Source organism: Streptosporangium album, assembly GCF_014203795.1.
Lineage (GTDB): Bacteria > Actinomycetota > Actinomycetes > Streptosporangiales > Streptosporangiaceae > Streptosporangium > Streptosporangium album.
On sequence record NZ_JACHJU010000002.1, the window covers coordinates 869,873 to 891,241 of the forward strand.

Annotated in this window: 18 protein-coding genes; all 18 read left to right on the forward strand. The window is 71.8% G+C overall.

Annotation, left to right across the window (positions count from 1 at the left end; translation table 11 throughout):
* Positions 1-116: 116 nt before the first annotated feature.
* The gene (gene carA / locus FHR32_RS27865; protein ID WP_184757487.1) at positions 117-1,232 is read left to right on the forward strand and encodes a glutamine-hydrolyzing carbamoyl-phosphate synthase small subunit; all 1,116 of its coding nucleotides are present in this window, start codon (positions 117-119) and stop codon (positions 1,230-1,232) included.
* Complete coding sequence (gene carB, locus FHR32_RS27870) at positions 1,225-4,545, forward strand: carbamoyl-phosphate synthase large subunit (protein ID WP_184757488.1); 3,321 nt, start codon at positions 1,225-1,227, stop codon at positions 4,543-4,545. The genes carA and carB overlap by 8 nt, the downstream gene beginning before the upstream one ends.
* 163 nt (positions 4,546-4,708) lie before the next feature.
* The gene (locus FHR32_RS27875; RefSeq protein ID WP_184757489.1) at positions 4,709-5,587 is read left to right on the forward strand and encodes a dihydroorotate dehydrogenase electron transfer subunit; all 879 of its coding nucleotides are present in this window, start codon (positions 4,709-4,711) and stop codon (positions 5,585-5,587) included.
* On the forward strand, positions 5,577-6,551 hold the full coding sequence (locus FHR32_RS27880) for a dihydroorotate dehydrogenase (RefSeq protein ID WP_184757490.1): 975 nt from the start codon (positions 5,577-5,579) through the stop codon (positions 6,549-6,551). Before FHR32_RS27875 ends, FHR32_RS27880 begins: the two co-directional genes overlap by 11 nt.
* The gene (pyrF, locus tag FHR32_RS27885; RefSeq protein ID WP_184757491.1) at positions 6,548-7,261 is read left to right on the forward strand and encodes an orotidine-5'-phosphate decarboxylase; all 714 of its coding nucleotides are present in this window, start codon (positions 6,548-6,550) and stop codon (positions 7,259-7,261) included. The genes FHR32_RS27880 and pyrF overlap by 4 nt, the downstream gene beginning before the upstream one ends.
* Positions 7,262-7,459: 198 nt before the next feature.
* Positions 7,460-7,783, forward strand: a complete 324-nt coding sequence (mihF, locus tag FHR32_RS27890; RefSeq protein WP_012889515.1) for an integration host factor, actinobacterial type — start codon at positions 7,460-7,462, stop codon at positions 7,781-7,783.
* A gap of 184 nt (positions 7,784-7,967) precedes the next feature.
* A complete protein-coding gene (gene gmk / locus FHR32_RS27895; protein ID WP_184757863.1) occupies positions 7,968-8,552 on the forward strand; it encodes a guanylate kinase in 585 nt (194 codons plus the stop codon).
* Positions 8,553-8,565: 13 nt separating this feature from the next.
* Complete coding sequence (rpoZ, locus tag FHR32_RS27900) at positions 8,566-8,829, forward strand: DNA-directed RNA polymerase subunit omega (RefSeq protein WP_012889517.1); 264 nt, start codon at positions 8,566-8,568, stop codon at positions 8,827-8,829.
* Between the two features lie 8 nt (positions 8,830-8,837).
* Complete coding sequence (gene coaBC, locus FHR32_RS27905; RefSeq protein WP_184757492.1) at positions 8,838-10,046, forward strand: bifunctional phosphopantothenoylcysteine decarboxylase/phosphopantothenate--cysteine ligase CoaBC; 1,209 nt, start codon at positions 8,838-8,840, stop codon at positions 10,044-10,046.
* A 79-nt stretch (positions 10,047-10,125) separates the two neighbouring features.
* Entirely contained in the window at positions 10,126-10,494 is a 369-nt protein-coding gene (locus tag FHR32_RS27910) for a hypothetical protein (RefSeq protein ID WP_184757493.1), read from the forward strand.
* Between the two features lie 100 nt (positions 10,495-10,594).
* Positions 10,595-11,371, forward strand: a complete 777-nt coding sequence (locus tag FHR32_RS27915; RefSeq protein WP_184757494.1) for a TPM domain-containing protein — start codon at positions 10,595-10,597, stop codon at positions 11,369-11,371.
* 1 nt (position 11,372) lies between these two features.
* Positions 11,373-12,560: a methionine adenosyltransferase gene (gene metK / locus FHR32_RS27920; RefSeq protein ID WP_184757495.1), complete on the forward strand. Its 1,188-nt coding sequence runs from the start codon at positions 11,373-11,375 to the stop codon at positions 12,558-12,560.
* 175 nt (positions 12,561-12,735) lie between these two features.
* On the forward strand, positions 12,736-14,916 hold the full coding sequence (locus FHR32_RS27925) for a primosomal protein N' (protein ID WP_184757496.1): 2,181 nt from the start codon (positions 12,736-12,738) through the stop codon (positions 14,914-14,916).
* Positions 14,917-15,040: 124 nt separating this feature from the next.
* On the forward strand, positions 15,041-16,609 hold the full coding sequence (locus FHR32_RS27930; protein ID WP_184757497.1) for a hypothetical protein: 1,569 nt from the start codon (positions 15,041-15,043) through the stop codon (positions 16,607-16,609).
* A gap of 39 nt (positions 16,610-16,648) precedes the next feature.
* Complete coding sequence (locus FHR32_RS27935) at positions 16,649-18,031, forward strand: hypothetical protein (RefSeq protein WP_184757498.1); 1,383 nt, start codon at positions 16,649-16,651, stop codon at positions 18,029-18,031.
* A 218-nt stretch (positions 18,032-18,249) separates the two neighbouring features.
* A complete protein-coding gene (def, locus tag FHR32_RS27940) occupies positions 18,250-18,798 on the forward strand; it encodes a peptide deformylase (RefSeq protein ID WP_184757499.1) in 549 nt (182 codons plus the stop codon).
* A gap of 4 nt (positions 18,799-18,802) precedes the next feature.
* Entirely contained in the window at positions 18,803-19,732 is a 930-nt protein-coding gene (gene fmt / locus FHR32_RS27945) for a methionyl-tRNA formyltransferase (protein ID WP_184757500.1), read from the forward strand.
* A gap of 5 nt (positions 19,733-19,737) precedes the next feature.
* Positions 19,738-21,306, forward strand: coding sequence for an RsmB/NOP family class I SAM-dependent RNA methyltransferase (locus tag FHR32_RS27950; RefSeq protein ID WP_184757501.1), 1,569 nt, complete (start codon positions 19,738-19,740; stop codon positions 21,304-21,306).
* The last annotated feature ends 63 nt before the right edge of the window (positions 21,307-21,369 follow it).

The window sequence follows — 21,369 nt, forward strand, 5'->3', positions numbered from 1 at the left end:
CGCGCGCGGCCCCGCCGTGCGCACGGAGGCGTCCCACATCGTGGAGGCGCCCCCCTCAGGCGTGCCGGATATTTCATACTTTGCGGAGCAATGACCGAGATGATCGGGGTGTTTGAGTGACCGCAGTGCTTGTGCTGGAAGACGGCCGCGTCTTCCATGGGATTCCCTACGGCGCCGAGGGCGAGACCTTCGGCGAGATGGTCTTCAACACCGGGATGACCGGCTACCAGGAGACGCTCACCGACCCCTCCTACCACCGCCAGATCGTCGCGATGACCGCGCCGCACATCGGCAACACCGGGGTCAACGACGAGGACCCCGAGTCCTCGCGCGTCTGGGTCGCCGGCTACGTGGTCCGCGAGCCCGCGCGCGTCTCCTCCAGCTGGCGCGCCGACCGCTCCCTGGACGACTACCTCAAGGGGCAGGGCGTCGTCGGCATCGCCATCGCCGGCACCCGCGCCCTCACCCGCCACCTGCGCGAGCGCGGCGCCATGCGCGCCGGTGTCTTCTCCGGCGCGGCCCTGGCCCCCGTCGAGGAGCTCCTGGAGCGGGTCCGGCGCAGCCCCGCGATGGAGGGCGCCGACCTGGCCGAGGCGGTCTCCACCGCCGAGCCGTACGTCGTCCCGGCGATCGGCGCCAAGCGCTTCACCGTGGCGGCCGTGGACCTCGGCATCAAGTCGATGACCCCGCACCGGATGGCCGAGCGCGGCTGTGAGGTGCACGTCCTGCCGGCCTCCAGCACCGCCGCCGACATCCTCGCGCTCAACCCCGACGGGGTGTTCTTCTCCAACGGTCCCGGCGACCCGGCCACCGCCGACGGCCCCGTCGAGGCGCTGAGGGGCGTCCTGGCGGCGGGCGTGCCGTTCTTCGGCATCTGTTTCGGCAACCAGATCTTCGGCCGGGCCCTCGGCCTGGGCACCTACAAGCTGCGCTACGGCCACCGCGGGGTCAACCAGCCGGTCCAGGACCGGCGCACCGGCAAGGTGGAGATCTCCGCGCACAACCACGGCTTCGCCGTACAGGCCCCTCTGGAGGGGCGCTTCGACACACCGTACGGCCCGGCGGAGGTCAGCCACGTCAACCTCAACGACGACTGCGTCGAGGGGCTGCGGCTGGTCGACCGCCCCGCCTTCAGCGTCCAGTACCACCCCGAGGCCGCGGCCGGCCCGCACGACTCGGCGGGGCTGTTCGACCAGTTCTGCGCTCTGATGAAGGGAAGCAAGGGTGCCTAAGCGCACGGACATCCAGTCGGTCATGGTGATCGGCTCCGGCCCGATCGTGATCGGGCAGGCCTGCGAGTTCGACTACTCGGGCACCCAGGCCTGCCGCGTGCTGCGCGCCGAGGGCTTCCGCGTGATCCTCGTCAACAGCAACCCCGCGACGATCATGACGGACCCCGAGTTCGCCGACGCCACCTACGTCGAGCCGATCACCCCGGACATCGTCGAGAAGATCATTGCCAGGGAGCGCCCCGACGCGCTGCTGCCCACCCTCGGCGGGCAGACCGCGCTGAACACCGCGATCGCCCTGCACGAGGCCGGAGTCCTGGCCAAGTACGACGTCGAGCTGATCGGCGCCGACGTGGAGGCCATCCAGGCGGGTGAGAACCGCGAGCTGTTCAAGGGCATCGTGGCCAAGGTCGCCGCCGAACGCGGGCTCAACGCCGACTCCGCCCGCAGCGTCGTCTGCCACACCATGGACGAGTGCCTGGCCGCCGTGGGCGAACTGGGCTACCCGCTGGTCGTGCGGCCCTCCTTCACCATGGGCGGGGTCGGCTCCGGCTTCGCCCACGACGAGGAGGGCCTGCGCCGCATCGCCGGAGCGGGCCTCGACGCCTCGCCGACCACCGAGGTGCTCCTGGAGGAGTCCATCCTCGGCTGGAAGGAGTACGAGCTGGAGGTCATGCGCGACAAGGCCGACAACGTCGTCATCGTCTGCTCCATCGAGAACATCGACCCGATGGGCGTGCACACCGGCGACAGCGTCACCGTGGCCCCCGCCCTGACGCTCACCGACCGCGAGTACCAGAACATGCGCGACGTCGCCATCGCGGTCATCCGCGAGGTCGGCGTGGACACCGGCGGCTGCAACATCCAGTTCGCCGTCGACCCGCACACCGGCCGCATGGTCGTCATCGAGATGAACCCGCGCGTCTCCCGTTCCAGCGCCCTGGCCTCCAAGGCCACCGGCTTCCCGATCGCGAAGATCGCCGCCAAGCTGGCCGTCGGCTACACCCTGGACGAGATCCCCAACGACATCACCAAGGAGACCCCGGCGTCGTTCGAGCCCTCGCTCGACTACATCGTGGTCAAGGTGCCGCGCTTCGCCTTCGACAAGTTCCCCGGCGCCGACCAGACCCTGACGACCCACATGAAGTCCGTCGGCGAGGCCATGGCCATCGGCCGCTCCTTCCCCGAGGCCCTGCAGAAGGCGCTGCGCTCGCTGGAGAAGAAGGGCGCCGTCTTCACCTGGGCAGGGGAACCCGGCGACAAGGACGCCCTCCTCGCGGCCTGCCGCACCCCGCACGACGGCCGCCTGTTCACCATGCAGCAGGCCATCCGCGCCGGGGCCACGCCTGCGGAGCTGTTCGATGCCACCGCGGTGGACCCGTGGTTCGTGGACCAGCTGTTCGCGATCGACGAGGTCGCCGCCGAGCTGCGTCAGGCTCCCCAGCTCACCGCCGAGGTGCTGACGAAGGTCAAGCGGTACGGCTTCAGCGACCTGCAGATCGCCGAGCTGCGCGACATGACCGAGCCCCGGGTCCGCGACCTGCGTCACGCCCTGGGCGTCCGGCCGGTCTACAACACCGTCGACACCTGCGCCGCCGAGTTCGCCGCCCAGACGCCCTACCTCTACTCCACCTACGACGAGGAGACCGAGGTCCCCTACGGCGACCGCCCCAAGGTCCTCATCCTCGGCTCGGGGCCGAACCGGATCGGCCAGGGCATCGAGTTCGACTACGCGTGCGTGCACGCCTCCTTCGAGCTGTCGTCGGCCGGATTCGAGACCGTCATGGTCAACTGCAACCCGGAGACGGTCTCCACCGACTACGACACCTCCGACCGCCTCTACTTCGAGCCGCTCACCCTGGAGGACGTCCTGGAGGTCGTCCACGCCGAGCAGCAGACCGGTCCGGTCGCCGGAGTCATCGTCCAGCTCGGCGGCCAGACCCCGCTCGGTCTCGCCCAGGCGCTCAAGGACGCGGGGGTCCCGATCGTCGGCACCTCGCCGGAGTCGATCCACCTGGCCGAGGAGCGCGGCGCCTTCGGCCGCGTCCTGGCCGAAGCCGGGCTGCCCGCGCCCAAGCACGGCACCGCGGTGACCGTGGACGAGGCGCTGGCGATCGCCGAGGAGATCGGCTACCCGGTCCTGGTCCGGCCCTCCTACGTCCTCGGCGGCGCGGGCATGGCCATCGTCTACGACGACGAGACGCTGACCACCTACATGACCAAGGCGGGCGCGGCCAGCGACCACCCGGTGCTGGTGGACAAGTTCCTCGACGAGGCCGTCGAGATCGACGTGGACGCGCTGTTCGACGGCGAGGAACTCTACCTCGGCGGCGTGATGGAGCACATCGAGGAGGCCGGGATCCACTCCGGAGACTCGGCGTGCTCGCTGCCCCCGATGACGCTCGGCAGCCACGACATCAAGCGCATCCGCGCCGCCACCGAGGCCATCGCCCGCGGCGTGGGCGTGCGCGGCCTGCTCAACGTGCAGTACGCCATGTCGGCCAACATCCTCTACGTGCTGGAGGCCAACCCGCGTGCCAGCCGTACGGTGCCGTTCGTCTCCAAGGCGACGGCTGTGCCGCTGGCCAAGGCGGCGGCCCGCGTGATGATGGGGGCCACGGTGGCCGGGCTGCGCGCGGAGGGCATGCTCCCCGACGAGGGCGACGGCGGCACGCTCCCGCTCGACGCGCCCATCGCGGTCAAGGAGGCGGTGCTGCCGTTCAACCGGTTCCGGGGCGTCGACACCATCCTGGGCCCCGAGATGCGCTCCACCGGCGAGGTCATGGGCATCGACGAGTTCTTCGGCACGGCCTACGCCAAGTCGCAGGCCGCCGCCTACGGCTCGCTGCCGACGGGGGGACGGGCGTTCGTCTCGGTGGCGAACCGGGACAAGCGTGCGATGATCTTCCCGGTCAAGGCGCTCGCGGACCTCGGTTTCGAGATTCTGGCCACGGAGGGAACGGCCGAGGTGCTGCGCCGCAACGGCGTCCATGCCAAGATCGTGCGAAAGCAGAGTGAAGGAACGGGCCCCAAGGGTGAGCCGACCATCGGCCGTCGCATCCTGGATGGTGAAGTGGATCTCATCGTGAACACGCCCTTCGGCAGCCCCGGTCAGTCCGGGCCGCGGCTGGACGGCTACGAGATCCGCACCGCCGCCGTGCTGCGGGGCATCCCCTGCATCACGACGGTCCAGGGACTCGCCGCGGCCGTCCAGGGCATCCAGGCCATCGTCCGCGGGGACATCGGCGTACGGTCGCTCCAGGAGCACGCGGAGCGGCTTAGGGGACGAGTGAGCGGAGTGGCCGGTGAAGGATGAGCCGTCCGCGGAGCGAATGAGGAGCCGGGCGCGACCATGGGGACGAGCGGCTTAGGGGACGAGTGAGCGGAGTGGCCGGTGAAGGATGAGCCGTCCGCGGAGCGAATGAGGAGCCGGGCGCGACCATGGGCACTGCGGCTGCGGGGCTGATGCCCGGGCGGAGGTGAGAAAGACGCCTGTTACTCCGGTACAGGTGACGGGCACGGTGCTGACGACGCGCCGGGTCGACGCCTATCATGCGCTGACCGTGGTGGCGCCCGGCATCGCCGAGCGCTTCCGGCCCGGCCATTTCGTCGCCGTGGCCGTCGGCGGGGCGCAGACGTCGATGCTGACGCGCCGCGCCTTCTCCGTCCACGACGTCAAGCCCGACTACGGCGGCACGGTGGAGTTCGTCTTCGCCGCGCGCGGCCCGGGCACGGCGTGGCTGGCCGAGCGCCGCGCCCGTGACACGCTCGACCTGGTCGGGCCGCTGGGCCGGCCGTTCCCGCTGCCGCGCGACCCGGTGAACTGCGTTCTGGTCGGCGGCGAGTACGGCTCGGCGACGCTGTTCGCGGTGGCCGACGCGCTCCAGCAGCGTGGCTGCCGCGTCGACTTCGTGCTCGGCGCGGCCTCGGCCGACCGGGTGTTCGGCGCGCTGCGTGCCCGGAGGATGGGGGAGACGACCACGCTGACCACCGAGGACGGCTCCCTGGGCCTGCGCGGCCGGGTGACCGACGTGCTGCCCGGTGTGATCGCCGACGTCCGGGCCGACGCGGTCTACGCCTGCGGCCCGATGCCGATGCTGCGCGGCGTCACGGCGGTGGCGGTCGAGTTCGACATCCCGGTCCAGGTGGCCGTGGAGGAGCGGATGGCGTGCGGGGTCGGCGTGTGCATGACGTGCGTGCTGCCGGTCATCGGGGACGACGGTGTCACCCGGATGGTCCGCTCGTGCGTCGAAGGACCGGTCTTCCGGGGCGAGCGCGTCCGCTTCGACGATGTGGGAACGATCCCGTTCGACGCGCTCGGAGCGCCCGGTGGGGGATCGCGGAACAATGTCGGTTGACATGCGGACATACCTGGGGCACGTGGAACTGATCAATCCGATCACCACGGCCGCCGGGTGCGCGGCGTCGGGCTCCGAGCTCGCCCAGTTCTTCGACCTGGGCCGGATCGGCGCGCTGACCACGCGGTCGATCACGATGGCCCCCAGAGCGGGCCGTCCGACCCCCAGGATGGCCGAGACGCCCTCGGGCATGCTCAACGCCGTCGGCCTCCAGGGGCCGGGCGTGGACGCCTTCCTGGAGCGCGAGCTGCCCTGGCTGGCCCAGCGGAGCGTCAGGACCGTGGTCTCCATCGGCGGCGGCACCGTGGCCGAGTACACCGCGCTGGCCCGCAGACTCACCGACGCCCCCGGGGTGAGCGCCGTGGAGGTCAACCTGTCGTGTCCCAACATCGAGGACCGGGGCCGGGTCTTCGCCCGCGACGGCGCCGCCTCGGCCGAGGTGGTCGCCTCGGTGCGCTCGGTGATGCGCTACGACGTGCCCGTGGTGGCCAAGCTCTCCCCGGACGTGGTGGACATCGTGAGCGTCGCCCGTGCGTGCGTGGACGGCGGAGCCGACGCGCTCTCAATGATCAACAATCCGCTCGGCATGAGCATCGACACCGAGGCCATGCGCCCCTCGCTGGCGGCGGTCACCGGCGGGCTGTCCGGCCCGGCCATCCGCCCACTGGCCGTACGCTGCGTCTGGCAGGTCCACGCCGCGCTGCCCGGCGTGCCCATCATCGGCATGGGGGGCGTGCTGACCGGCAGGGACGCCTTCGAGTTCATCCTCGCCGGGGCCTGCGTCGTCGCCGTGGGCACGGCGCTGTTCCACGACCCCTACGCCTGCCTGCGCATCCTGCGCGAGCTGGAGGAGCTCCTGGCGGCCCGGGGGTTCCACCGGCTGGCCGACGCGGTCGGCCTGGCCCATCGCCCGCCGGGGGCGCCCACCCGGCATCGGATAGATCTAGAGGAGAGTTCCCTGTGAGGCCCGCACCCATCGCCGTCGCCTTGGACGCCCCCGATCTGGAGACCGCGGCCCACTGGGCGAGTCTGGTGACGCCGCATGTCAGCACCGTCAAGGTCGGACTCGAACTCTATCTCCGCTACGGCCCCGAGGTGATCGCCTCGATCCGCGGGGCGAGCGGCGTGCAGGTGTTCCTGGACCTGAAGCTCCACGACATCCCCAACACCGTCGCGGGCGCGGCCAAGGCCGTGGCACGGCTCAGGCCCGCCATCCTGACCGTCCACGCGGGCGGTGGCCCCGCGATGATCAGTGCGGCCGTGGAGGCCCTGCCCGCCACCCAGATCGCGGCCGTGACGGTGCTCACGTCGCTCTCCGAGGCCGATCTGGGGCGCATCGGCATCGCCGGGCCCTCCGAGGACGCCGTGCGCCGTCTGGCGGTCATGGCCGTCGGCGCGGGCGCCCAGGCCCTCGTGTGCTCGCCGCGTGAGGTCGCCACGGTGCGGGCAGAGGTCGGGCCGGACATCACCCTGATCACTCCCGGCGTCCGCCCCGTCGGTGCCGCGAGTCAGGATCAGGCAAGAGTAGCGACTCCCGAGCAGGCGCTCGCCGACGGGGCCGACCTTCTCGTGATCGGCCGCCCGATCACCGGTTCGGCCGACCCCGGGGCGACCGCCGCGGGGATCGCCGCGGCGCTACGGCGCACCCTCGCCGACAGCGGTCGCGCGCTCTGATCGGCGGTGTGATCCACATCGCTGGAAACACCGGGTCCGGCGCACTTTTATCGACGCTCGGCGATATTGTCGCTACACAAAGTGACGAAGTAGATTTTCTACGGTAAGAAACCGGCCTTGACGTTGCTTGAAGCGCCATGACCAGCTAGTTTCCCTTCCCGTCCGAGTACATCGACAGGAAATTCGAGGTGACCCGGCGTGGCTCTTCCTCCCCTTACCCCTGAGCAGCGCGCCGCAGCCCTAGAGAAGGCTGCCAAGGCCCGCCGAGAGCGTGCCGAGGTTAAGAACCGCCTGAAGCACGGCGCGATCTCTCTGGCTGAGGTGCTCAAAGACGGGCAGGCTGACGACGTCATCGGAAAGATGAAGGTGTCGGCTCTTCTGGAGTCGCTCCCCGGCGTGGGCAAGGTCCGCGCCAAGCAGTTGATGGAGCGGCTCGGCATCGCAGAGTCCCGCCGTGTGCGGGGTCTCGGTGCCAACCAGCGGGCTTCACTCGAGCGTGAGTTCGGCGGCGCCGAGAGCTAGTCTCGGTTCAGTAGGGACGCGCTCACCCCGGATCAGCGGGGATGGCAACAACGGGGGGTTTGGAGTGACCGGAACGTCGTGGCCCGACGAGAGTCGGGTCCCGGAGGAGACCGCTGAGAGCGGGTCCGGTGGCTTCACCTCCCCGGTCGCAGGCCCGGAGGCGGCGCGAGCCTCCGCCGGGCCGATCGGCAACCGCCTGACGGTCCTCTCAGGGCCGTCAGGCGTCGGCAAGTCCACGGTCGTCGCCGAGCTCCGGCGGGCATACCCCGAGGTGTGGCTGTCGGTCTCGGTGACCACCAGGAAGCCCCGGCCGGGGGAGACCCACGGGGTGGAATACTTCTTCGCCGACGACGACGACTTCGACCGGATGGCCGCCTCCGGCGAGCTGCTGGAGTGGGCCGAGTTCGCCGGCAACAGGTACGGCACGCCGCGCGGCCCGGTGCTCCGGAAGATCGCCGCCGGAGTGCCCACGCTGCTGGAGATCGACCTCCAGGGCGCACGTCAGGTCCGTGCGAGCATGCCCGAGGCGACACTGATCTTCCTGGCCCCGCCGACCTGGGAGGAGCTGGAGAAGCGCCTGCGCGGCAGGGGCACCGAGCCGGAGGACGTCATCGCCCGCCGGCTGGCGGCCGGCCGGATCGAGATGGCGGCGGAGCAGGAATTCGACCTGACTCTTGTGAACACGTCCGTCCAGGATGTATGTCATCGGCTGATAGCCTTACTGGCTGATGCTCCCGAGGCTTCGAGCCCCGGACGTTCACCTAGCTAGGGGAAATCACAACGTGGCAACGAACGCCGCCTACTCCGAAGGCATCACCAACCCGTCGATCGACGCGCTGCTCGACATCGTCGACAGCAAGTACAGCCTTGTGATCTTCGGCTCGAAGCGCGCGCGCCAGATCAACGCCTACTACTCCCAGCTCGGCGAAGGCCTGCTGGAGTACGTCGGCCCGCTCGTGGAGACCCACGCGCAGGAGAAGCCGCTCTCCATCGCGCTGCGAGAGGTCAGCGAGGGTCTGCTCACCTCCGAGCCGATCGAGGGCTAGTCCCACCGATGCGCGGCAGACCCGCCGTCGTGCTCGGCGTCGGCGCGGGCATCGCCGCCTACAAGGCCTGCGAGCTGCTCCGCCTGTTCACGGAGTCGGGGCACGACGTCCGCGTCGTCCCGACCAGGGAGGCGCTCCGTTTCGTCGGCGAGCCGACCTGGGCGGCGCTGTCAGGTAACCCCGTGACGGCCGACGTCTGGGACTCCGTGCACGAGGTCCCGCACGTGCGGATCGGTCAGGGCGCGGACCTGGTGGTGGTCGCTCCCGCGACCGCCGACGTGCTCGCCAAGGCCGCCCACGGGCTGGCCGGTGACCTGCTCACCAACACCCTGCTCACCGCGCGGTGCCCGGTCGTGTTCGCCCCCGCGATGCACACCGAGATGTGGGAGCACCCCGCGACCCGGGCCAACGTGGCCACGCTCCGCGAGCGCGGCTCGATCGTCATCGACCCCGCCGTGGGCCGCCTGACGGGTGCCGACACCGGCCGCGGCCGGCTGCCCGATCCCAAGGAGATCTTCGAGGTCTGCCGCAGGGTCCTGTCCGGGCGCCCCGCCGACCTGGCCGGCCGCCACCTGGTGATCTCCGCCGGAGGCACCCGCGAGGCCATCGACCCGGTCCGCTTCATCGGCAACCGCTCCTCGGGCCTGCAGGGCTACGCGCTGGCCCGTACGGCCGTGGCCCGCGGCGCCGAGGTCACCCTGGTGAGCGCGAATGTCGCGCTGCCCGACCCGGCCGGGGCCACGGTGGTCCGGGTGGAGTCGGCCGCGGAGCTGCGCGCCGCCGTGCTGGACGCGGTGGAGGGAGCCGACGCCGTGGTCATGGCCGCCGCGGTCGCCGACTTCCGGCCCCTGGCGCAGAGCGGCTCGAAGATCAAGAAGACCTCGGCCGAGCCTGATCCCATTCATCTGGTAAAAAATCCTGACATTCTCGCAGAGCTGGGGGATCGCCGTCGCGAGGGGCTCAAGCCGTATCCGCCGGTGATCGTGGGGTTCGCGGCCGAGACCGACGACGTCCTCGCCAACGGGCAGGCCAAGCTCGCCCGCAAGGGCTGCGATCTGCTCGTCGTCAACCAGGTCGGCGCGGGTCTCGCCTTCGGCACGCCGGACAACGCGGCGGTGGTCCTGGTCGCCGGCGGGGAGCCGGTGGAGATCCCACGCGGCCCCAAGGAGGACCTCGCCGACATGGTCTGGGATCTTGTGGCTCACCGGCTTCGCTGATCCGCTTGCCGGGGGTCTCTCCGGGGCGGATACTGCGTCCGAAATGACCTGGCACGTTGCAGCGTGAAGGGATTCGATCATGCCGGTGCCCGCCGCTGTCAGGGCCCGCTGTCGCGCTCTGCTCCCCCCGGGGGAGGAGATGCGCTATGTCCTGCCCGCGCTGTCGGTGGGGTCGCCGGGGATGGCGACCTTCCTGATCGTGGTGACCGACCGTTCGATCTCCGTGCTGTCCACCAAGTTCTTCGACCAGGACGCGCCGACCTCGGTCTACGCCACCCACACGCGCCGCACACGGCTCGGCCCGGTGGAGTTCTCCGCGGGTGCCGCCATCGAGCTCGGCGGCATGGTGTTCGAGATCGATGAGGAGTACGCCGCGGTGGTCCGCGCGGCCGACGCCGAGGTCTTCGAGCCCGAGACGCTACCCCCCGATCCACTGCCCGACCTGTGACCTCATACGCTGAACGGGTGAGGGTCGAGTAGGAGACACGGAGACCACCCGGCGATGAACCGGTCCGCGGGACGGTTGCGGGGCCGGTGGGGAGCTGCGGGTGCTACACCTCGTGCGTGTGCTGGCCGTGCTGGTCCTGACGATGTCGCCGGGAGGGCCCGCGACGCGGGCCGATCGGCCGGCCGCCGTCCGCGTGACGCAGGTCGCTCTCTCCCCGTGGGGCGCCGCCGCCGACCCACCGGCCGTCGCCGCCGACCCACCGGCCGTCGTCTCCGGGCAGGTGACCGACAGGGCGGGCGTGCTCGGTGCGCGCCGGGCGGAGGTCGAGGCGGCCGTCGCCGAACTGCGGGCCCGCCGGGGGGTGCGCCTGTACGTCGTCTACGTCGAGAGCTTCTCCGGCCTGAACGCGACCGACTGGGTCGCGGTGACGGCCCGGCTCAGCGATCTGGGCCGGCTCGACCTGCTGCTGGCCATCGACACCGCGGACGGCCGTTACGCCGTCTTCGCCGACCAGACCTTCCCGCTCTCCGACGCGCAGCTCGACTCGGTGGCCGCGACCACGATCGAACCCGAGCTGCGGCACGTCGACTGGGCGGGGGCGCCGATCGTCGCGGCGGAGGAGTACGATACGGCGCTGGCCTCTCTGAGCGTGGTCTCCGCCGCAGGCCCGCTCCACCCCGGTGGTCGCCGGCAGGCGGGCGGCGCCGGGTCTGCTGACCAGCCATATCGGGCAAATTTGGACGGCGCACTTCAATTGGACACGTCGTGGTTTCGCGACGCTGCTCCGGGTACGGCTAGACTTCGGCCCAGCGCTCTTGGTGTCGTGTCGACGCCAGAGCCCCCAGACGCCAGCAGCCGCTGCATGAGGAGCCACTGACTTGTCCCGTCGCCTGTTCACCTCCGAGTCGGTCACCGAGGGCCACCCGGACAAGATCGCCGACCAGATCAGTGACGCGATTCTCGACGCCATGCTCAAGGGTGACCCCAAGAGCCGCGTCGCGGTCGAGACGCTGATCACCACCGGTCAGGTCCACGTCGCCGGAGAGGTGACGACGGAGACCTATGTCGACATTCCCGGTCTCATCCGGGAGAAGATCCTCGAGATCGGTTACGACGCCTCCCACAAGGGCTTCGACGGTGCCTCCTGTGGCGTGTCGGTGTCCATCGGCGCGCAGTCGCCCGACATCGCGCAGGGCGTCGACGACGCCTACGAGAACCGTGAGGGCGAGGGCGCCGACGAGCTCGACCGCCAGGGCGCCGGCGACCAGGGCCTGATGTTCGGCTACGCCTGCCGCGAGACCCCCGAGCTGATGCCGCTGCCGATCCAGCTGGCGCACCGCCTGGCCGAGCGCCTGTCGCAGGTCCGCAAGGACGGCACCGTGCCCTACCTGCGCCCCGACGGCAAGACCCAGGTCACCATCGAATACGACGGCGACCGTCCGGTCCGCCTCGACACCGTGGTGGTCTCCACCCAGCACGCGGCCGAGATCGACCTCAAGGAGATGCTCGCGCCGGACATCAAGGAGCACGTGGTCGACCCGGTGCTCGCCGACCTGGAGATCTCCACCGAGGGCTACCGCCTGCTGGTCAACCCGACCGGCCGTTTCGAGATCGGCGGCCCGATGGGCGACGCCGGTCTGACCGGCCGTAAGATCATCGTCGACACCTACGGCGGCATGGCCCGCCACGGTGGCGGCGCCTTCTCCGGCAAGGACCCGTCCAAGGTGGACCGCTCGGCCGCCTACGCCATGCGCTGGGTCGCCAAGAACATCGTGGCCGCCGGTCTGTCCGACCGCGCCGAGGTCCAGGTCGCCTACGCCATCGGCAAGGCGCACCCGGTCGGTGTCTTCGTCGAGACCTTCGGCACCGAGAAGGTCGAGATCGAGATGATCCAGAAGGCCGTGCTCCAGGTCTTCGACCTGCGCCCCGCCGCGATCATCCGTGACCTCGACCTGCTGCGCCCGATCTATTCGGCGACCTCCGCGTACGGCCACTTCGGCCGGTCCGACTTCTCCTGGGAGTCCACCGACCGTGCCGAGGCCCTGCGCACCGCCGCCGGTCTCTGACCTGGTCTCCGTGCACGGTCCCCGGTGAGAGCTCTCACCGGGGACCGTGCCGTTTCCGCCGCCGGTTCACCGTCGGCGTTTCACCGCGCGTGAGCGGCCGTGCCCCGACAGGCGTCTGGCGGTGACCCGTCGGCCGGTCGTCTTCGCCGCCTCGGGAATCTGGTAGGACAAGTGGGTGACCCACGCCAGCCCCTCCTCGGACGACGACGCCCTGCTGCCGCTCGACGCCGTACGTGAGCGGCCCGCGCCCGTTCCCGCCAAGGTCGTCAGGGGGGTGCCGGAGCCGGCCGCCGCGCTGCCGGTCGCCCGGGTCGTCGTGGACACGCCGCTGCCGCACCTGGACCGGCTGTTCGACTACGTCGTCCCGGCGCCCCTGGACGCCGAGGCGGTGCCGGGCTCGCGAGTCCGCGTCCGGTTCGCCGGGAAACTCGTCGACGGCTTTCTCCTGGAGCGGGTGCACAGCAGCGAGCACCAGGGCAAGCTGGCCCGGCTGGAGAGGGTGATCTCCCCCGAGCCCGTCCTCACCCCCGAGATCGCCGCACTGGCCCGCGCCGTGGCCGACCGCTACGCCGGGACCATGGCCGACGTCCTGCGTCTGGCCGTGCCCCCGCGCCACGCCAGGGTCGAGGCCGAGGCCCGCGCGGCGACCCGCCCCCGTCCGGAGGGCGAGGCGGCCGTCGCGGGGGAGGGCACAGGAGCCTCCGAGACGTCCGCTTCACCGTCCCCGGAGGGCGGCGCCGGCGGTCCGGACGCCTCACCGTCCTGGAGGGACCGGGACGGAGCCGGCGAGCCGGGAGCCTGGGCGGACTATCCCGACGGGGAGAGGTTCCTCGCGGCCCTGGCCGGCGGGGGGGCGCCGCGCGCCGTGTGGACCGCGCTGCCCGGAGCCGGGGACGGCGGACCCGGATGGGCCGGGGCCGTGGCGGTGGCCGTACGGGAGACCCTGCGCAGCGGCAGGGGGGCGCTGGTGGTGCTCCCCGACGGAAAGGACGTGGCACTGGCCGACGCGGCGCTGAGCGCCGTCCTGGGGCCCGGAGAGCACGTCGCGCTCACCGCCGACCTGGGACCCGCCGAGCGCTACCGCCGTTGGCTGCGGGTGGTCCGGGGACAGGTGCGTGCCGTCGTCGGCACCAGGGGCGCCGCCTTCGCGCCGGTCAGGGATCTCGGGCTGGCGATGGTCTGGGACGACGGCGACGACCTGCACGCCGAGCGGCTGGCACCATACCCGCACACCCGGGAGATCCTCGCGCTCCGGGCCCACCAGGGCCGTACGGGCCTGCTCATCGGCGGATACGCCCGTACGGCCGAGGCCACCCAGCTCGTCGCGGGAGGCTGGGCCGGTCCCATCGTGGCCGCCCGGGAGACGGTCAGGGGCAGGGCCCCGAGGGTCCGGCCGGCCGGCGAGGACTCCGAACTGGCCAGGGACGAGGCGGCGAGGGCGGCCCGGCTGCCCAGCCTCGCCTGGCGGGCGCTGCGTGCCGGGCTGACGACCGGTCCGGTGCTGGTGCAGGTCCCCCGGCGGGGCTATCTGCCTGCGCTGGCCTGCCAGAACTGCCGGGCCCCCGCCCGCTGCGGGCACTGCAGCGGCCCGCTCGCGCTGCGCGGTGGCCACGCCGCCCCCTACTGCCGCTGGTGCGGCCGGATCGCGGGGGAGTGGCGCTGTCCCGCCTGCGGGGGCGTCCGGGTGCGGGCACAGGTGGTGGGCGCCCGCCGTACGGCCGAAGAGCTGGGGCGGGCCTTCCCCTCGGTACCGGTCAGGACCTCGGGCAAGGACGGCGTGCTCGCCACGGTGGGCGCGGCCCCGGCGCTGGTGGTGGCCACCCCGGGGGCCGAACCGGTGGCCGAGGGCGGTTACGCGGCGGCCGTGCTGCTGGACGGGTGGGCGCTGCTCGGCCGGCCGGACCTGCGGGTCGCCGAGGAGACGCTACGCCGGTGGATGAACGCCGCCGCGCTGCTGCGGCCCAGGGCCGAACTGGTCGTGCTGGCCGACTCCTCGGTGCTCGCCGTACAGGCGCTGGTGCGCTGGGATCCCGTCACCCATGCCGAGCGCGAACTGGCCGGCAGGACAGAACTCGGTTTCCCTCCCGCGGTAAGACTGGCCACACTGACCGGTTCTCCGTCGGCGGTCAGGGAAATGCTCGGCGAGGCAGTGCTGCCGGGGGAGGCGCAGGTTCTCGGACCCGTCCCCCTCGACACGCTCAGGGGCGATCAGGTGCGGGAACGCGCCATGGTGAGGGTTCCCCGAGGGGCTGGACCGGCGCTGTCCGCCGCGTTGAAGGGGGCCGTCGGGGTGCGGTCCGCGCGTAAGGCCCCTGAGGTGGTCAGGGTATGCATTGACCCTCTCGACATGATTTGAGCTGTTTCCCCGATTCGCGGTGCTGACAGTAAGCCGTTAATTTTCCCCTGTGTCGATCGAATGGGTAAATCGGGCCGTAGACGATCTGCGTGCGTGGGGGCGCGCGCACGGCCTGGACGTTGACGTGGATGAGGTGCGGCTGCTCTGCGACTACGCGAGCGATTATCTGAACGTGAACGAGCTGGGTGATTTCACCCCCGTCACTTTCGAGGAACTGCTGCTCAACATCTACCCGCGCAAGGTCATCGCCCCACCGGAAAGTGCCCCCGAGACCGTTGCCGCCGCCCGCACCCTGGTTGATTTCCTGCTCGCGACAGAGGAGATCGGCGGCAAGATGGCCGTCCGCATGAGGGTCGTCCTGGACCGGATCGAGCCCGAGATGCCGATCGCGCTCGCCGACACCTCCAAGTTCGGCATGGCCAAGAGCCTGTTCAGCGCGATGGGCGCCGACTCGCTGGAGCAGGGAGACGTCTCGGTGTCGGCGGTGGAGGAGCCCGCCGACGACCCCTGCGACTGCCCGGGCTGCTCCCCCCTGCCCCCGGCGCGGCTGGCGCCCCGTGCGGTGCTCGCCGAGAGCGCTCTGCGGGTGCCTCTGGTGACCGACATCCGGCGGCTGGTCCAGTGGATGCTGGCCGGAGGCCGCAGGCCGACCGTCAAGGGGCGCCTGCGGGTCCGCGACGCCGCCGAGGCGGCCGTCCAGCTCGCGGTGGCCGACCCCGGCTTCCTGTGGGAGCTGGCGGTGCACACCGGCCTGGTGGAGGTCGAGGGCACCGCCATCTTCGACGGTGAGGATCCCGATCCGCTCGACACGTGGGCCGCGGTGGTCGGTTTCCTCGTGGAGAAGGAGACGGGTGGTGCCGTGACCGGCGACCTGTCCCTCGACGAGGAGCTCTACGGCCTGTGCGACATGCTCTACCGGCTGCAGGCGCCGGTGCCGATCCCTCTCGTCAGCGCCTATCTGGAGGAGATCGGTCTGATCGGCGACGGGGAGGTGGACGTCGCCGAGGCCGTACGGGGGTTGGCCTACTGCGGCGTCGCCGAGCAGAGCGAGGAGACCCTGGAGCTGTCCGCGCTGGCGGTCTGGGGCCTGCGGGAGCACTACACCGACCTCGGCATCGAGGCGCCCGAGGCCGCCGACCTGACCGCCGCCGACGCGCCCGAGCTCATCGAGGGACTGCTCTCCGGGCTGCCCATCGAGATGGCCGAGGCCGACATCCAGGGCTGGCTGCGGAGCAGGACCCCGCAGGCCGCCGCCACCGAGATGCTCGGCGCCGCCTCCGGGGCGCCCTCGGTCGTCCGCGGCATCGCGGTGACGATCGTGGACCGGCTCGGCCCGGAGGCCGAGCCCGCCGTCCGCCCCTACCTCGACGAGGCCGAGCTGCGCCCGCACGCCGTCCACTGGCTCTCCGCCCGGGGTCTGGCCGCCCCGGTGCTCTCCCAGGAGGAGGTGCTGTGGATGAGCGTGGACATGCTCGCCCTGGCCATCTCCACGGCCGAGGACGATCCGGAGGCGTTCGCCGAGAACATGGCGGCCTCCGGGCCGCCGGCACACGTGATCGAGGAAATGTGGCGGGTGGACCACCCCGAGGTCGTCGAGGTTCTTGAGCTGCTGGGACGTTCCCTGAACGACCAGAACGTGGCCAAGGCCGCCCGCAAGGCCGCCTTCAAAGCACGCTCTCGCGCCATCGGTTAGCCGTACACCCGTGGGGCTCCAGTGCAGTAAGTTTCACGGGTGGCAAAGAGCGGGAACATGGGCAATGTCTTCGATCTCGGCGAACTGCGCAGGTTGGTCGACGAGTTGGGATCGGGGTCCCGTGAGGCGCGCGCGACCATGCTCGACGCGGTCTCCGCGGCGGGCAAGGACTGCGAGTGCCAGAGCTGCGGCACCGAGGCGCTGAGCTTTCCGCCGGTCGTGCTCGCCACCGACGCCGTGCTCGCCGACGCCGTGCTCAGGGTTCCGCTGGTGCTGGACGCCCAGCGGCTGGCGGCGTGGACCGGCACCCGTCAGGTGACCCCCGAGGGCCTGCTGCCCGACCCCTTCCTGCCCTGCGCCGAGCTCGGGTTGCCCAACCCGGCACGGCTGCACCTGCTCTGGGTCGTCGCGGTCAACACCGGAATGATCCGCATCGTTCGGGGCGTGGCCGCGGCCGGTCCGCTGGCGCTCTCCGCCGAGCTGCCCGCCGCGGCCCTGCTGGGTTTCTGGGACGGCGTGGTCATGGACGTCCTGGACCGCGCGGACGAGAGCCTGACCGGTTCGGAGGTGGTCGACGACCATCTCGCCGAGATGCTCGCCACGATGTACGCCGTGAGTGACGGTCTGTCTCCCGCCACCCTGGTCAAGGGCATCCTGCAGTCGCACGAGGTTGCCTGCGAGACCCGTCCCGCGCAGATGCGGGCGCTGGCCGTCGCGCTCCCCGCCGAGCTGGACGGCGCGCTGTCGCTGCTGGGCTACTGCGGGCTCATCGAGCGGTCCGAGGCGGGCTGGCCCCGGCTGACGCCGCTGGGCATGTGGGCGGTCCGCCAGGACCTGCTGCGGGAGGGGCACGACGCCCCCACCGGCGCCGAGGTCGCCGTCTACGCCGACCTCGGCGCGGCCGAGCTGGTTGATGCGATCATGAAACGCTCCGCCACTCCCAGCGCCGTCACCGTGTGGCTGGAGTCCCGCGTCCCCGAGGCCGCCGCCCGGGAGCTGGTCAAGATCGCCGCATCCGGTACGGCCGGCCAGCGCGGCACCGTGGGAACGATCCTGGAGGAGCTCGGACCCGAGGCCGAGGCCCCGCTGAGGGAGGCGCTCACCGAGCCCGCCATGTGGCGCTACGCCGCCTCCTGGCTGCACATCCGCGACCTGCCGGCACCCGCTCTCACCCCCGCCGACAGCACCTGGATCGCCGTCGACACGATCGCCTCGCTGATCCACCTCGGCAACGCCCCCGAGGCCATGTGCGAGTTCGGCATGCTCGAACCCGCGGAGGACCTGGTCCGGGTCGTCGAGGAGATGGCGCCGGTGGACCACCCCGACACGATCGCCGTGCTGGACCTGCTGGGTGCCCGCCACAGTGACGCGGCGGTCGCCAAGGCGGCGCGGAAGGCGGCCATGAAGGCCCGTTCCCGCTAGGGCGTGTTCGGTGGATCTTTCCGCCTGCCGCGGTCGCCCCGACGGCCTGGACCCGCCGTCGTGGCCGGCGGGTCCCCGGGCACCGGCTCGCCGCCCATGGGGTGGGGCGGATCGCCCGAGGTTCCCGCTGCGGGCCGGTGGGAGAGCGGGAGATCCGAGGAACACTCCATGCGGCCCTTAGACTGTGGGCATCCCCGAAAAGTGTGAGGAGAGCCCTGTTGGCCATTCAGTCGATCCGCCTTTTCGGCGACCCCGTGCTGCGCACTCCCGCGGAGCCGGTCAAGGACTTTGACAAGGAGCTGCGCAAGCTCGTCAAGGACCTCACCGACACGATGATGGACGCCCCCGGGGCCGGGCTGGCCGCCCCCCAGATCGGCGTCGGCCTGCGGGTCTTCACCTACTACGTGGACGAGCAGCTCGGCCATCTGATCAACCCCAACCTCGACCTCTCCGACGACCTGGACGAGGAGGGCGAGGAGGGCTGCCTGTCCTTCCCCGGCCTGTCGTTCCCCACGCCCCGGGCGATCCGGGCCGTGGCGAAGGGCGTCAACATGCACGGCGAGCCCGTCACCCTCGAGGGCACCGACCTGATGGCCCGCTGCTTCCAGCACGAGACCGACCACCTGGACGGGGTGCTGTTCATCGACCGGATGGACCTGCGGCAGCGCAAGCTCGCCATGAAGGAGATCCGCGAGGCGGAGTGGAGCGGCCTGTCGGCCCCCGCGTTCAAGTTCTCCCCGCACGCCACCCAAGGGAAGGCTCTGTAGCAACGTGCGCCTGGTCTTCGCCGGAACCCCGGACACCGCCCTGCCCTCGTTGCGGGCCCTGCTCGACTCGCCGCGCCATGACGTCGTCGCCGTCGTCACCCGGCCGGACGCCCAGTCGGGCCGCGGCCGCAAGGTCCAACCGAGCCCCGTCGCCGAGCTGGCCCAGGAGGCGGGCGTCGAGGTTCTGCGACCGCTGAAGGCGGGAGATCCCGAGTTCCTGGAGCGGTTGCGGCGGATCGATCCCGACTGCTGCCCGGTGGTGGCCTACGGTGCGCTCCTGCCACAGGCCACCCTGGACATCCCCAGCCGTGGCTGGGTCAACCTCCACTTCTCGTTGCTGCCCGCCTGGCGGGGGGCCGCCCCCGTGCAGCACGCCGTGCTCCACGGTGACCAGATCACCGGCGCGACCACCTTCCAGATCGTCAAGGAGCTGGACGCGGGCCCGGTCTACGGTGTGGTGACCGAGGAGGTCCGGCCCGCCGACACCAGCGGCGACCTGCTCGCCCGGCTCGCCGAGTCCGGTGCCGGACTGCTGGTGGCCACCATGGACGGGATCGAGGACGGCAAGCTGGAGGCCGTGCCCCAGCCCGCCGAGGGGTTGAGCTTCACCAAGAAGATCAGTGTGGACGACGCCCGGGTCGACTGGTCCGCACCCGCTCTGCGGGTGGACCGTCTCATCCGCGCCTGCACGCCCGCCCCGGGCGCGTGGACGGAGTTCCGCGGTCAGCGGGTCAAGCTCGGCCCGGTACGGCCCGCGCCCGACGCCCCGGCCCTGGAGCCCGGACGGATCGCGGCGTCAAAGAAGTCCGTCCTGGTCGGCACGGCCACCCACCCGGTCGAGCTGGGTGAGGTGCAGCCGCAGGGCAAGCGCCTGATGGGCGCAGGGGAGTGGGCCCGCGGCGTGCGGCCCGCAGACGAAGATCGGCTGGGCTAGGGGTCATGAGCGATCGGGGGACCGGCGGGGATGTCCCGCGCGGCGGCCATGGTCCGGGCAACCGTTCACGTGGTGGTCAGACAGGTGCGTCGGGCGGCCGGGGCGGTGGCAGGAGCGGCCGTCCGCCCAGGCCGGTCCGTGACGAGGCCCGCAACGTCGCCTACGACCTGCTGCGGGCCGTAGACGAGCGGGACGCCTACGCAAACCTCCTGATGCCCACGCTGCTGCGCGAGCGCCGCCTGTCCGGGCGGGACGCGGGTCTGGCGACCGAGCTGGCCTACGGCACCCTGCGCGGGCTCGGCACCTACGACGAGATCATCGCGGCCTGCAGCGACCGGGCCCCCGAGGACCTGGACCCGCCGCTGCTCGACGCCATCCGCCTGGGCGTGCACCAGCTGCTCAAGACCCGGGTGCCCCCGCACGCCGCCGTCGGCACGACCGTCGACCTGGTACGGCTGCGCGTGGGCACCGGCGCGTCGAAGTACGCCAACGCCGTGCTGCGCAAGGTGGCCGGCCGCTCCCTGGAGCAGTGGCTGCCCATCGTGGCACCCGACCCCGATCAGGACCCGATCGGTCACCTGGCCGTGGCGCACAGCCACCCCCGGTGGATCGTCACCGCGATGCGCGACGCCGTGGGCGGTGACTTCGAGGAGACGGCCGCCCTGCTGGCGGCCGACAACGAGCGCCCCCGTGTCACCCTGGTGGCCAGGCCCGGCCGCGCGTCGGTCGAGGAGCTTCTCACCTCCGGCGCGGAGCCGGCTCGCTACTCCCCCTACGCGGCCTATCTGTCCGAGGGCGACCCCGGTTCCATCCAGGCCGTGGCCGAGGCACGCGCCGCCGTGCAGGACGAGGCCAGCCAGCTCGTCGCCCTGGCTCTGACCCGCGTCCCGGTGGCCGGCGGCGACAGCCGGTGGCTTGACCTGTGCGCGGGCCCCGGTGGCAAGGCGGGCCTTCTGGACGCCATCGCCGTCCACGGTGACGAGGCCGGTTCCCCGGCGTGGAAGCCCGACGCGGTGCTCCGGGAGCCGGACGGGCGGTCCGAGACCGCGCGGGAGGGGGCATCCGGTCCGGTGGCCTTCCCGGGCGGGGCCCGCCTCCTGGCCGCCGAGCTCCAGTACCACCGCGCCCGCCTGGTCCGGCAGGCCACCCGCGAGGCCGTGGTGATCACCGCCGACGGCACGGTCCCCGCCTGGCGCGCCGGAGTCTTCGACCGGGTCATGGTCGACGCGCCCTGCACCGGGCTGGGCGCCCTGCGGCGCCGCCCCGAAGCCCGCTGGCGACGCGACCCGCGCAGCCTTCCCGACCTGGGCCGGCTCCAGCGCGGGCTGCTGACCTCGGCCCTGGAGGCGGTCCGTCCCGGAGGAGTCGTCGCCTACGTCACCTGCTCGCCCCACCTGGCCGAGACCGCCGTCGTGGTCGGCGACGTCTCGGCCGGGCGCGACGACGTGGAGACCCTCGACGCCCGCGCCTACCTTCCCGAGGTGGACGGCCTGGGCGAGGGCCCGTACGCCCAGTTCTGGCCCCACCGCCACGGCACCGACGGGATGTTCCTCGCGCTGCTGCGCCGCCGCTGAGTGTCGCCCGCCCCCCCGGGGCATAGAGGTGTTCGACAGTCTGTTACAAATGTGTAACGATCG

Coding starts and splice junctions, on each gene's coding strand:
- FHR32_RS27880 (WP_184757490.1), top strand. CDS start 5,577: ATGTCGGTTGACATGCGGACATACCTGGGGCACGTGGAACTGATCAAT.
- coaBC (WP_184757492.1), top strand. CDS start 8,838: ATGCGCGGCAGACCCGCCGTCGTGCTCGGCGTCGGCGCGGGCATCGCC.
- FHR32_RS27910 (WP_184757493.1), top strand. CDS start 10,126: ATGCCGGTGCCCGCCGCTGTCAGGGCCCGCTGTCGCGCTCTGCTCCCC.
- FHR32_RS27950 (WP_184757501.1), top strand. CDS start 19,738: ATGAGCGATCGGGGGACCGGCGGGGATGTCCCGCGCGGCGGCCATGGT.